Origin of the sequence: Maribacter cobaltidurans (genome assembly GCF_002269385.1) — a bacterium.
GTDB classification, from domain to species: domain Bacteria; phylum Bacteroidota; class Bacteroidia; order Flavobacteriales; family Flavobacteriaceae; genus Maribacter; species Maribacter cobaltidurans.
In genome coordinates, this window is the sequence record NZ_CP022957.1 from 3,066,082 (window position 1) to 3,078,889 (window position 12,808).

General features: G+C 39.6%; 16 protein-coding genes and 1 tRNA gene. 9 read left to right on the top strand and 8 right to left on the bottom strand.

Annotation, left to right across the window (positions count from 1 at the left end):
• Positions 1-5: 5 nt before the first annotated feature.
• The 4 genes from ftsA to CJ263_RS13540 all read left to right on the top strand — a co-directional run bounded on the left by ftsA (position 6) and on the right by CJ263_RS13540 (position 3,907).
• Entirely contained in the window at positions 6-1,334 is a 1,329-nt protein-coding gene (ftsA, locus tag CJ263_RS13525; RefSeq protein ID WP_094997762.1) for a cell division protein FtsA, read from the top strand.
• Positions 1,335-1,377: 43 nt separating this feature from the next.
• A complete protein-coding gene (gene ftsZ, locus CJ263_RS13530; protein ID WP_094997763.1) occupies positions 1,378-3,285 on the top strand; it encodes a cell division protein FtsZ in 1,908 nt (635 codons plus the stop codon).
• A gap of 87 nt (positions 3,286-3,372) precedes the next feature.
• The gene (locus CJ263_RS13535; RefSeq protein WP_094997764.1) at positions 3,373-3,822 is read left to right on the top strand and encodes a GatB/YqeY domain-containing protein; all 450 of its coding nucleotides are present in this window, start codon (positions 3,373-3,375) and stop codon (positions 3,820-3,822) included.
• 11 nt (positions 3,823-3,833) lie between these two features.
• Positions 3,834-3,907, top strand: a tRNA-Arg gene (locus CJ263_RS13540).
• Here the strand turns inward: CJ263_RS13540 and CJ263_RS13545 are convergent.
• The 8 genes from CJ263_RS13545 to CJ263_RS13575 all read right to left on the bottom strand — a co-directional run bounded on the left by CJ263_RS13545 (position 3,861) and on the right by CJ263_RS13575 (position 8,954).
• On the bottom strand, positions 3,861-5,477 hold the full coding sequence (locus CJ263_RS13545; RefSeq protein ID WP_094999253.1) for a recombinase family protein: 1,617 nt from the start codon (positions 5,475-5,477) through the stop codon (positions 3,861-3,863). The two genes, CJ263_RS13540 and CJ263_RS13545, sit on opposite strands and share 47 nt — an antisense overlap.
• Positions 5,478-5,480: 3 nt before the next feature.
• Positions 5,481-6,320, bottom strand: coding sequence for a Fic family protein (locus CJ263_RS13550; protein ID WP_094997765.1), 840 nt, complete (start codon positions 6,318-6,320; stop codon positions 5,481-5,483).
• Positions 6,321-6,323: 3 nt separating this feature from the next.
• Entirely contained in the window at positions 6,324-6,461 is a 138-nt protein-coding gene (locus CJ263_RS20980) for a hypothetical protein (protein ID WP_158657159.1), read from the bottom strand.
• On the bottom strand, positions 6,458-6,829 hold the full coding sequence (locus tag CJ263_RS13555; protein ID WP_094997766.1) for a type II toxin-antitoxin system HicB family antitoxin: 372 nt from the start codon (positions 6,827-6,829) through the stop codon (positions 6,458-6,460). Before CJ263_RS13555 ends, CJ263_RS20980 begins: the two co-directional genes overlap by 4 nt.
• 123 nt (positions 6,830-6,952) lie before the next feature.
• Complete coding sequence (locus CJ263_RS13560; protein ID WP_094997767.1) at positions 6,953-7,135, bottom strand: hypothetical protein; 183 nt, start codon at positions 7,133-7,135, stop codon at positions 6,953-6,955.
• 133 nt (positions 7,136-7,268) lie between these two features.
• Positions 7,269-7,559 carry a hypothetical protein gene (locus CJ263_RS13565; protein ID WP_147378291.1) on the bottom strand — a complete coding sequence of 97 codons (291 nt, stop codon included), beginning with the start codon at positions 7,557-7,559 and terminating at the stop codon, positions 7,269-7,271.
• Positions 7,560-7,567: 8 nt separating this feature from the next.
• Positions 7,568-8,617, bottom strand: a complete 1,050-nt coding sequence (locus tag CJ263_RS13570; protein WP_094997769.1) for a relaxase/mobilization nuclease domain-containing protein — start codon at positions 8,615-8,617, stop codon at positions 7,568-7,570.
• Positions 8,607-8,954: a plasmid mobilization protein gene (locus CJ263_RS13575; RefSeq protein ID WP_158657160.1), complete on the bottom strand. Its 348-nt coding sequence runs from the start codon at positions 8,952-8,954 to the stop codon at positions 8,607-8,609. The genes CJ263_RS13570 and CJ263_RS13575 overlap by 11 nt, the downstream gene beginning before the upstream one ends.
• Positions 8,955-9,332: 378 nt before the next feature.
• Here CJ263_RS13575 and CJ263_RS21470 point away from each other — a divergent pair, with 378 nt between their 5' ends.
• The 5 genes from CJ263_RS21470 (at position 9,333) to CJ263_RS13605 (ending at position 12,803) form a co-directional block, all read left to right on the top strand.
• Entirely contained in the window at positions 9,333-9,653 is a 321-nt protein-coding gene (locus CJ263_RS21470) for a DUF6922 domain-containing protein (RefSeq protein WP_094997772.1), read from the top strand.
• Positions 9,542-10,021 (top strand): nucleotidyl transferase AbiEii/AbiGii toxin family protein, encoded by a 480-nt coding sequence (locus tag CJ263_RS13590; protein ID WP_158657161.1) that lies wholly within the window; start codon positions 9,542-9,544, stop codon positions 10,019-10,021. Before CJ263_RS21470 ends, CJ263_RS13590 begins: the two co-directional genes overlap by 112 nt.
• 1 nt (position 10,022) lies before the next feature.
• On the top strand, positions 10,023-10,448 hold the full coding sequence (locus CJ263_RS13595) for a hypothetical protein (RefSeq protein WP_094997774.1): 426 nt from the start codon (positions 10,023-10,025) through the stop codon (positions 10,446-10,448).
• Positions 10,449-11,209: 761 nt separating this feature from the next.
• Entirely contained in the window at positions 11,210-12,130 is a 921-nt protein-coding gene (locus CJ263_RS13600) for an ABC transporter permease (protein WP_199768149.1), read from the top strand.
• Complete coding sequence (locus CJ263_RS13605) at positions 12,123-12,803, top strand: ABC transporter ATP-binding protein (RefSeq protein ID WP_094997776.1); 681 nt, start codon at positions 12,123-12,125, stop codon at positions 12,801-12,803. Before CJ263_RS13600 ends, CJ263_RS13605 begins: the two co-directional genes overlap by 8 nt.
• Positions 12,804-12,808 lie beyond the last annotated feature (5 nt).

Genomic DNA, 12,808 nt, shown 5'->3' on the forward strand with positions numbered 1-12,808 from the left:
CAACAATGGAACAAGGAAATTATTCGGTCGGTTTAGACATAGGGACCACAAAAATAGTGGCCATCATCGGTAAAAAGAATGAGTATGGCAAGATTGAGATTTTAGGTATAGGTAAATCCAAAAGTCTTGGTGTGCATAGAGGGGTTGTTAACAACATCACGCAAACTATCAAATCCATTCAGCAAGCTGTGGAGCAGGCGGAGACAAACTCAGGACTAAAAATAGGTTCTGTTGTGGTGGGTATTGCCGGACAGCATATCCGCAGTCTACAACATAGCGATTATATTACCAGAAAGGATTCCGAGGAAGTTATCAACGAGGACGATTTGGACGTATTGTGCAATCAGGTCTATAAGTTGATTATGCTTCCGGGAGAAGAAATTATTCATGTATTGCCCCAGGAATACAAGGTTGACGGACAAGCTGAAATAAGGGAGCCCATTGGCATGTACGGCGGTAGACTGGAGGCAAATTTCCATGTAGTTGTAGGTCAGGTTTCATCCATAAAGAATGTGGGCAGATGTATCAAAAGTGCCGGTTTGGATTTGGCCAATATAACCTTGGAGCCTTTGGCATCATCCGATGCTGTTTTGAGCCATGAGGAGAAGGAGGCCGGTGTTGCCCTGATAGATATAGGGGGCGGTACTACGGATCTCGCCATTTTTAAGGATGGAATCATTAGACATACGGCTGTAATACCCTTTGGTGGCGGTGTTATTACCGAGGATATCAAGGAAGGCTGCTCCATTATAGAGAAGCAGGCAGAAAGTCTAAAGGTTAGGTTTGGGTCTGCATGGCCCGGCGAAAACAAGGACAATGAAATTGTCTCAATCCAAGGATTAAGAGGTCGTGAGCCCAAGGAGATCACCCTTAAAAACCTATCAAAAATTATTCATGCCAGAGTGGTGGAAATTATTGAGCAGGTATATGTGGAGATCAAGAATTACGGTCACGATGAACAAAAAAAGAAATTGATAGCCGGAATTGTACTTACAGGAGGTGGTAGTCAGTTGAAACACTTAAAACAGTTGGTGGAATATATCACCGGTATGGATACCCGTATTGGTTACCCTAACGAACATTTGGCGGGCGATTCTGATGAAGAGGTGGCAAGTCCCTTATACGCGACGGCTGTGGGCCTATTAATGAACGCCATTAGGAACCAAGAAAGAATGACGGCCATCAACACCAATAAAATTAGTAAAGGGGAGGAAGAACCCGTTATGGCCGGTTTTGAAGAAGAATCCATGATGAATCCCAATAAAAAGGAACGTAAATCGGTTTTTGATCGATGGTCTGAAAAATTAAAGGACTTTTTGGATAACGCAGAGTAGAAAAAATAGAATAAGCATATAATAACCAGTAATAAAAATAAGTATGAGTAATCACAACGAATTTGACAGTATTTCTTTTGATCTTCCTAAAAATCAAAGCAATGTCATTAAGGTCATTGGTGTAGGTGGTGGTGGTAGCAACGCCATTAACCACATGTTCCAAGCCGGTATCAATGGGGTTGATTTTGTCATCTGTAACACAGACGCGCAGGCCTTGGATAATAGTCCGGTGCCCATAAAGATCCAATTGGGTGTGTCGTTGACGGAGGGATTGGGAGCTGGTGCCAATCCAGAAGTAGGCGAACAGGCTGCGATGGAGAGTATGGAGGAAATCAAAGGTATGCTTGACAGGACTACGAAAATGATTTTCATTACCGCGGGAATGGGCGGGGGAACAGGTACTGGTGCTGCTCCCGTAATCGCAAAGTTCGCTAAGGAAATGGATGTCCTAACGGTAGGCATCGTTACGATGCCATTCCAATTTGAAGGTAAAATGCGTTGTGATCAAGCCCAACTGGGTATAGAAAAATTACGAAAAAATGTCGATTCCTTAATTGTAATCAACAATAATAAGCTAAGGGAAGTCTATGGAAACCTTGGTTTTAAGGCAGGGTTTTCCAAGGCGGACGAGGTTTTGGCAACTGCCGCTAGGGGTATTGCAGAAGTGATTACCCATCATTACACCCAAAACATCGACTTACGTGATGCCAAGACCGTTCTTTCCAATAGTGGTACTGCCATCATGGGGTCTGCCATTGCTTCAGGTTCTGCAAGGGCCAACGAAGCCATTATGAAAGCCCTTGACTCTCCACTGTTGAACGATAATAAGATTACCGGGGCCAAAAATGTATTGTTGCTTATAGTATCTGGGGCTCAGGAAATCACTATTGACGAAATAGGAGAAATCAATGACCATATCCAAATAGAGGCAGGCTATGGTGCCAACATCATTATGGGTGTAGGTGAGGATGAATCTTTGGGAGAAGCTATTGCCGTAACGGTGATTGCCACGGGATTTAATGTAGAGCAACAAGATGATATTGTAAATACCGAGGCCAAGAAAATTATTCATACCCTAGATGATAACCAAAAGGCGGAAGCCGAGTTGCTATCAAACAAAAGAACCGTGCATACCCTTGAAATAGAGGAAGAGGAGGAAATAGAAAAGCCAGTGGAACGATATCAGTTTTTAGACCCAGGAGATTTCGATTTGATTCCCACTACCAATTATATACGGAATTTTAATGTGTTTTATGAAGAGGTCATAGCCGATAATATTTCCGAGGATGACTTTGTTATCATTGATTCGTCGGCGGAATTGAGGGATATTGAAGTTGTAGAGCCGGAAATCTTGAAATATATGGAAGAGGAAGAGGACCAATTCGCCATGAGTTTTGATATGTCTTCGGACGAAGATGAAAGGGAAAATGTTGTGGTATTCAATTTGGATGATGAAATCAAGGACCTGGATGTTAAGGATAGTGTAGAGATTATTCCTGTATTGGAGTACAATAAAAAGGGAGAAACACGCTACAGTTTGGACGACTATATGGAACTTGAGAATAAGTTGACCGGCGCAAAATCAAAAGCAGAGGAGTTTGAACCTAAAATTATTGAAGATGAACTGGTTTTTGAAAAAAAGACGGTTTCATCTAAGGAAAGCAAACCCCAAGAAACTAACGTAGACCCCATGGAAACTCCTATCGAGGAATTGTTAAGGGAAAGGGCCGATGAGCGTAGAAGAAAGCTGAAGGATTTCAACTATAAGTTTAAAAATAGCTTAAGCAACATAGATGAAATAGAAAAGGAACCCGCTTATAAAAGACAAGGAGTTGACTTGAATGACGGTCCAAGGGAAAAAAAAATTTCCAGAACGAGCCTAAGCGGGGACAGTAATGACGATATTCAATTAAGGTCCAACAATTCATTCTTACACGATAACGTAGATTAGTATTGGACCTATAAAGCTTTTTGAACCCGAAAACAAATTTAGTTTTCGGGTTTATTATTTATCTTTGCAGTCCAAAATCCAACAATGATGAGTTTACAATCCAAAGTAATGGAACAAATGAAGATAGCCATGAAGGCCAAGGATACTGTAGCCTTGGAATCTCTCAGGGCCATCAAGTCTGCCCTTTTGTTGGAGAGTACCAGCGGTTCCGGAAAGGAATTAACCGAAGAGGACGAAATAAAGTTGGTTCAGAAATTGGTAAAACAGAGAAAGGATAGCGCAGCTATCTTTATGGAACAGGGACGACAGGATTTGGCCGATCCGGAATTGGCACAAGTAACGGTTATAGAACAATTTTTACCGGAACAACTTACCGAAGAAGAGGTGGAAAAAGTGGTGGTTCAAACCATCGATACCACAGGTGCTTCCGGTATGAAGGATATGGGAAAAGTTATGGGTATCGTTTCTAAAGAACTGGCCGGCCAGGCAGATGGTAAAATGATATCTGCCATTGTAAAGCAAAAATTAAATTCTTAGAATAAGAAAATGGCTCCGTGGCGCAACTGAATAGCGCATCAGATTTCGGCTCTGAGGGTTGGGGGTTTGAATCCCTCCGGGGTCACTAAAGGGGATTTTCCACAATTTGGATGGAAAGTCCCCTTTTCAATTTCCTTACAATTATCTGAAAACGAGGAGATTGCACCAAAAATTTCATTGACCCGAAAAGTTTGAACTAGCTTGTTTTTGAAGTCATACCTAATCCCGTCAGGGAACACCATATATTGTACGGCTCTTTTAGTTTCCAAATCGCCTAACTCCCACAATTTAGGCAGGTTACAGGCATAGTTAAGTGCCATCTTTACCGACTTTTTGAGGTTTGAACTATTGATTCCCCCATTTTCCAGTTTTACCTCCAATTCCCTTTGTTTTGCTTTTAGTTCCGGCATAAAAAGGTCGTACTGCGATTTTGTAATCTCGTTCAGTACAACGAACCTTCTTTCCAATGTATTGATTTGTTCTTCGAGCTGGCCGAGTTCCTTGGTCAACCTTTTTTGGTCGTCAAGTGCCTCTTGGTTCTTATCGATCAGGGTGTCGTGAATTATCTCGGTCAAGGGTTCGATATACTTTCTATCGGCTATTGTAAACCTCCCCAATAGATTCAAAAATTCTACATGGAGCTTTTTGGCACTTCTGTTTTCCTTACTGCCCTTACGCCTGTTCTTGTAATAATACAGGCCCTTTTTCTTTACGATAAATCCAGTGTAAGGTGTTCCGCAAACCGAGGATCTGACGAACTTTTTCAATGGCAGGTTTTCATCGTCGAACGAATATTTCTTCGGTGAATTCCCTGCGTGAAGCAAATCATGGATTTTAAGAAATACTTTCTTTGGTATTAAAGCTTCATGTTTTCCCGGAATTACCTCTCCCGGAATCAGACTATTGACAATAAGCCCGCAGTAAAAAGGGTTCCTGAAAAGGTCGGTCAGTTTTTTTGCGTTGATATTCAAGCCCTTTTCTTCCAAGCGTTTTGCAATCTCGACATGGGACATATTTGCGTTCGCCTTCCACAAAAACGCTTGCTTGAGTAGTCTTCCTTTTTTGGTAATCACGAAATTAGGAACCTTCCCCTTTCCGGGATTGGTATTGGTGTAACCAAAGGGATAAGCTCCCGTCCAGTATCCCTTCCGTAACTTCTCCTGCATGCCCGTAATGGATTTGTCCCTGCGGATTTGGTTGTCGAAGTGGGAAAACATGTGGAAAAGATTTTCCTGGAACGTACCTGCGCTTGTTGTAACATCGATTTCCTGGGTGGCCGAAACGACCGCTATTCCCTGTTTCTTTAGTTGCCCACTGATATATGCACCGTTCGCGCCAGTTCTTGAAAACCTATCGTAGGAATAGACAATGATATAACCGATGTTCTTGCGTCGCTTGACATAGCTTAGCATCTTTTGGAATTCCCTACGTTCGTCGCTCTTTGCCGATTCATAGGTTCCCCCGAAATATTCGATTACCTCTAGCTTTTTTCTGATCGCATACTCTTGGCAATATTTGAGTTGGGTAGTTAGACTGGCATTGTTGTCAAATTGCTCTTTGCTGGAAACACGGGTGTAAATGACGGCCGTATTACTTTTACCTATGATTCTTCCCTTTTCCTTCTTGGCAAATTGCTCGAATACCTCTAAGTCCATATGCTATTTTTTTGGGCCTGTAAAACCCTTTTTTCTTTTATTCCCGTCCTCAAAACCCAAGTTGAAATTCTTCGAAAGGTTTTTTTTTTGACCTATTTCATTTTGCATTCTCTTGATCGATGTATCATAGAAAAAGTTGACTATCGCCAACATATTGTTGTGCTTCTCGGAAGCTTTGAGTGCATCGATATATTCCTGCCTATCCTCCTTTAAAATAATGATATGGGGATGTTTGAACTTCTCCAGAATAAAATTGGACAGCAACCGGCCTAACCTTCCGTTACCATCCGGAAAGGGATGGCTGTAAATGAACATTTTGTGGAATATGGCGCTCAACTCCAAAGGGTGCGTTTTTTTGTTTTTGATGGCATCGTCAAAACTGGCCAGAAGCCTTGGCATGTTCGCTATGGCCTTTTTGGTGTCACGGAATACCGTATCGCCGGCCGCCATTTGGGTCTTGGCATATTCGCCGGGTTTGTGGCCTTTATAAGGCAATGTATTTTTGGTCAATATTTTATGTACCGTTCTTACGAAGGATTCGTTGAAATCGGAACCCTTGTTTTTCAGGATATAATCGTAGGCATTGAAATGGTCCATTATTTCGAACGCTTCCAGTAAGGTCTTGTTGACAAGATTAACGGCATACCCCTTTTCCTTAAGCTCCCTCGTGTCGTCCACGCTGAAGCTATTGCCCTCTATACCACAACTGTGGGCGGAAAACAGGATTTCATTGTATCTCCTGAAATCATCGGCATCAAAGGCCGATACGATCAATTTATCGTATTTCTCCTTTAGGGAATCGTATTTTTTTCTGGTTGCGACGAACGGATCCTTTCCTTCCATGGGCTATTTGAATTTTGAATCGATTTCTATTTTCTTTTGGGCCTGTCTTTCGGCTTTCCAGAACACTCTTTTTCGAAATGGCCTCAAATGTTTGGCCCATTCCCCACTTGCGGTCAACATTCTTTTGGTTCCCGTTCTCATTGTTCGACCTTATTTTGGTTCAGGACCTTGTCCTCGTTCTTTACCAGATAATCAAAGGCCTTGTTGACCAGTTCGTTCAGTTTCATTTTTTTCCTTTCGGCCATTATCGAAAGCTCCCTGTGGATTTCACTGGATGTACGGATATTGAACCCTCCCCTATAAAACCTGTTCGGTTCTTTACCAAGCTCCTTGCAGGTTTCAAGATAATGGTCGACGGACCCTTCAAAAGCCTCCTTCAGCTCTTTGACCGAAGTACCCTCATAGCTGACCAAGTCGTTTATTCCGATAACTTTTCCGTGTAGCAGCCCGTCCCGAGAACTATACTCCACAGAACCGAAATACCCTTCATGTTCCAAATTATCTGCCATTGCTTCTATTTTCCTGATCCGCTTTATTCCCTATTGTTTCGTTCGTTCACGAACATAATCCTAAATCCACCCATTATCAAAGATACTAAAATGCAACTATTATTTAGTTGCTGTTTTTTAAATTTAATCTTCGTCTTTACTTACCTTTTGGACATGGTCACAGACTATGTTGGCAAGTGCTTGAAGCTGTTCTACAATCTTTTCCGCATCTTCTTCCGAGTAATCTTCAAAACCTTCATAGGTTTTCAGCCATGCGCTGTCGAATTTTTTGTTTTTCTGCTTTAGCTCAAGTATTGAGTTTGACATTTCCTATAAATATCGACAGCTCCTGTGTTTGAAGGTCACTCCCGTATTTGTGAAAGCAGGCTTTAATTTACCTTTTTTTAATTGATTAAAATCTCAAGAAATCAATATTTTATCCATACTTATGAGTTGTTGGTTAACAACTTTTGGTTTTGGTACACGGGTTTATCTTTTTTTTGAATATCCTGTTCACGCAAACAATTTTACCATTACTTTGCTTGATTTCAAGATTCTGAAAATCATGTTGTTTCAACATATCGATAATACGCTCTCCTGTATGTAGTCGCTCCAAACCCTCGATTGTATCGACCTCCCCGTTTTTGATTATCAACTTAATGGATAGGAACCTTTTGTTCCGTATCATCTCCAGTACCTGAACTTCAGATGGAGTTAATTCCGAAGATTGTAACTTCTTGTTCTCTTTCATAATATCTTCTATAGGTTCAGTCCTTTCTTTTTCTTCTTTCTTTTGCGCTTTTTCTTGATACCTTCATCCATAAGTTCAAGTTTAAACGGATTCCATTCCGTTTCATCTACTAGAGGTTGGACTGTTCCATCTCCTTCAGTTTTTCCCAGATGACCTTCTGATTGCCCAGAAGAATTTTCAGTGCCTTGCGCAGTTCTATTATTTCTTTGTTCAGGCCTGATTGTCGTTCCATTGTTTCTTTCGCCAGTAAGATGAGTTCCTCGTTCTTTTTCATTAGCCGATAGTATAACTGAACGGTCTCTTGTTTGCTCATAAGCGATATGTTTTACGATGCTGTTCCATGAAAATTTTTTACCGAGTGTACTGCCTTTATATACAACTCCCTGATATTTGAAGGATATGCCCGAGACTCTTCCCGATGTTTTGCTAATGTTGAATCTTGGAGAAATATTTTGTTGTTGTAGTAACGTGATGAATTGCGCTGTGTCCGTTGCCTTTGAAATTACCGAACCGACTTTGTCTTGAATAACAAGTTTAATTGGAACATTGCCCGTTCTTAGGGTCTTCTCTATTTCTTTTTGGGTAAGTGATTTTTTGATATTTGTGTTACCAACAATTTGGGTTAGTCCGTATTTCTTTTCCAGATTATCAAGTATTTTACGGCTTCTTCTTTTAATATTACTGTCACTTGTTAATCTCCCCGAATACCTTACCCGATTGGCTATGATATGGATATGTTCATGTTCGGTATCGGTATGACGGTACATTATAAATTGATTGTTGTCAAAACCCATCTTCATCAAATAATCACACCCAAACGATACGAACGTCTTATCATCCAAATAATCCGAGTGCGGTAAGTTCAGGGATACATGAAGAACTGCTTTGCCAAGGCTTGGACGAAGTTCCCTTATCAAATTGAATTCCTGCGTCATTTTAACGGGGGTGGAATGCTCGATATTTGAGTCAATGACATACCCGAACCCTTCACGTACCTTTTTTTCATTGTAGGCCAGCACTCCATAAAAATCCTTTCCTATGACTATCTTACCAATCATTGTGTGCGATATTTGATTTAAGATATTGCAATAGCACTTTTACTTCTTCCAATTGTCTATGAATACTGAAAGGGTCCCAAATGCCCGAGTTTACCACCTTGGTAATTTGGTTCAGATTGTTTCCCACCCGGCTCAGTTCAACAAAAAGTTTCCGGTCATATGGGCTTATCCTTTTCTTTGGCAGGGACCTTTTGGTAATCTTTCTTCGGATATATTCGGTTATAGATAAGCCAATGGTCTCCGCACTAAGGGAAACCTTGATATAGTCATCAACGGTCATTCTGATGTTGACCTGTATTATTTTCAATGACGTCAATTCTTTTTTTGGCCTTCCCATTTTTATATATTTTGTGAGCATCACAAAGCAACCTTCAAACGAAGTGCGTAGGGTTTTTGTTAGCAAAAACACAACTTGCTTCGTGACCCCCGATCAACAATATGGCAAACCTATGGCCTATGGATTGTTTGCAAGGGTTTTACCGTACACAAGGTTTTGTACGGCAAATCATCGGAGGGTCTTTTCAGAAGGAAAACCAAAAATTGCACTGAGCTTGAACCAAGGATTCCTATGGGAAGGGGGAAAACGGCCCGATAGGTTCCTTTGGACAGAATTTTCCATATTAGATCAATGGGCCGATTGTCATCCCAGGTCATATTGAACACGGGCCATGGGCCGGACACCGGGATATTTCGTATATTTGATATAGAAAGAACCATGAAAAAGTCGCACAACATAGCATCATCCAAAGGAAAGAACCTAAAGGGTTACTTTCCCGGACCTGTATTTTGGGATGTCGACCCCAGCGTACTTGATGTAGAAAAGGACAAGATCTTTATCATCGAAAGGGTACTGTCCCGCAACATGGGAGACCCACAATATTTTGAGCTTCTCGAAAGGCTCTACCCGATAAGTGACATTGTCCGGTGCGCGAAAAAGAGCGAACAGATTTGCGGGAACAGCAGTATCAGGGCAGTGGCCAAGCGTTATGGCATCAGACCGGACCACATGAAGAACTACAACCCCTCATTTGGATAATGGCCGTCGACCAAGCCGTTTCGGACGAGTTGAAAAGCGTGATTGTCCAATTGATGCAAGCAGATTGTTTAAAGGACTTTAACCTTGGAGGTGGGACCAACCTCGCTATCCGGCACAATCATAGGGTCTCCACGGACATCGACCTCTTTTCCCAAGGTGTGGTCGGGGTCGAAAGATTGAGGGAAATGAGTGCTTATTTCAAATCAAACTTCAAAGACGGGCTTTTGGGCCTCTTGGAGGAAAACTTCGGGGATGACCAAATGGCCTTTCTCAGGGTGAACGTACAAAGGAACGGGGTCCCGATCAAAAATAGACATCATCCAGAATATTCCATTGCTCCATCCCATAGAAATATTTTACAACATTAGATTGATCAATGAACTCGACATCGGGGCATTGAAATTGGTGTCGGCCGCCAATCGAGGGACCCAAAAGGATTTTGGGGACCTTTTGTTGCTCTGTGGACTGTATTCCCTTGAAAGACTGCATACCGAGCTTATGAAAAGGGAAAGTATGCTCATCGGTAAAGAGTTTGGCACCATCTTCAACGTTGAGGGACTACCCAGCGGTTTGGCCAATGACCTGTCGGCCCTCGGCAATTTCAACAAGGCAACGGACCGAAAAAGTGAAAGCAATCGCTTAATCTTAACGGAGAATTCCATGATTCCCAGTTCTTGGCCCGAACTTGGCCAAAGATGGACAGGGATGGTCGAGGCATATGCAAAATCAAAAGGTCTGCGTTTTTCCCCTCCTTCCAGAAAGAGAAGGTGGAAAAACAAAGGGCTCGGTCTTTAAAAAATCCATTTTATAGTTGACAGTTCCCATTTTTGAAAGTTTACGTCGATACGTTTTTCCATGATCTATTCTGACATATGAAGGAATGAAAAGTGGAAAGGGAGAAAAAAACAAAAGGAGTATGGCATTCATGTAAGGGAACGTGAAAATCAATATTGCTCAATATACCCCTTCGTACCATTACATTAATTAAGTGCTCATCAGATTTGTTCAAATATTAAAACAACTCTTCATTCGTATAATTATATAATTGTACACATGTATAATTGTATATACATACAATTGCATATTTAATCATTTGTATGGATAAATGAGTTTGGAGATTATCCGAAAGACTTCTTAAGATGTGCCCGGCATAATCAAAATATCATTTAAGGAAAAGACGGGCTTAGCAGGTATTCATTCATTGCCCATCTCGAACCAATGGGGTCGTCTGTATCCAGAAAGGACAAAGTATCTTTGGAAATCCCCTCTTTTCCCCTTTCCACAAAAAGCACCCGTAAGGGTGCCGATCCCATGACAAAATCAATGGTCCATTAAAAATCGATGGAACGATTCATATCCATTACATCGAAAAATGGGAACAAAACTTCAATGAAATGATATCTTTATCTTAGATGGCAAGTAGATACTCCAAGACCATGGAGGCCATACTGAACGATAAATTACGGGAATTGGGCATAGCCAACTAAAACTGGATGTATATTCACAAGAAAGTTCAGGATATGAACGGTTGCCGATCATTATGACAAAAATTGCAAATGAAAGAATATTTCCAACTCCAATTTAAAATGCTGAACCGGAAAATGATTGATTTCGGAATTCCACTTTTGATTGGATATGCTCTTTTACCTTCAGTTTTTATATTGCTGTCCTATTACCTATTTCAAAAAACAGAATTTGCGAATTATGCTTATGGATTATTTGCATTAAGTTTCATTTCAAAATTAAGTGAACCCAAAAGAAATGATTTCTTAAAATCTATTTTCAATAAAGGCAAATACAAAAAATTGAGAATATCAGAAAATATTCTTTATTCTTTGCCTTTTACTCTTTTTTTAATCTATCAGAAACAATTTGTCTTTTCTCTTATATTAAATTTATGTGTATTTGTGATCACACTGTTCAACTTTAGTACAGATTTAAATGTGACAATCCCAACACCATTTAGCAAAAAACCATTTGAATTTACTATTGGATTTAGAAAGACATTCTTTGTTTTCCCAATAGCTTATTTCTTAACTTATGTTTCAATATCAGTTGGAAATTTTAACCTTGGTGTTTTTTCCATGCTATTAATTGGATTGACTTGTTTTTCGTATTATCCAAATATGGAAAACGAATATTTCGTCTGGAATTACAATCTATCTCCAAAAGAATTTTTAATAGAAAAAACGAAAACGTGCTTAATCTATTTCACATTTTTAAGTTTACCAATCATAATGGCTTTAAGTATTTCATTTTATAGGGAAATCGATATTTTAATTGTATTTTTTCTGTTGTGCTATGCTTATCTCACATCAATGATTTTTGCTAAATATTCGTCTTTTCCGAAAGAAATGAACATGTCTCAAGGAATTTTAATTGCAATAAGTTTTATGCTTCCACCAGTACTTTTAATATTTATTCCTCTCTTTTATTCCCGATCAATTAAAAAGTTAAATGCTCTTTTAAATGATTAAAATTGAAAAACTATCAAAATTTTATGGTAAAAAACAAGTTCTAAATTCAATAGATTTAGAATTTAAAAAAGGTAAAATATATGGAATTGTTGGAGAAAATGGAGCAGGAAAAACAACCCTATTTAGGTGTATTTCAGGACTTGAAAGCTATAAAGGGAATATCTCGTCCGACTTTACAGAATTAAAAGACCATCTAGGACTTTTATTGACAGAACCATATTTTTTCTCTAAAATTACCGGAAAAGAATATATACAGCTACTTGCCAATGCAAGACAAACAGAAATAACCAAAATTGAGAACAAAAACATTTTTGGTTTACCATTGAATCAATATGCATCAACCTACTCGACTGGAATGAAAAAGAAATTGGCTTTAACCGCCATACTTTTACAGGAAAATAATGTGTTTATTTTAGACGAACCCTTCAATGGTGTTGATATACAAAGTAATTTAATCATAACTGAAATCATAAAAAGATTTAAAAAATTAGAGAAAACAGTAATTATTTCATCTCATATATTTTCAACTTTAGAGAATACTTGTGATGAAATATATTTAATGAAAAACGGAGAAATTATAAACAAAGTAGAAAAAGCTGATTTTAAAAATCTCGAAAAAGAAATGAAAGAATTTACAGTCGGAAATAAAATTGACAAACTTGAACTGAAATAAATAAC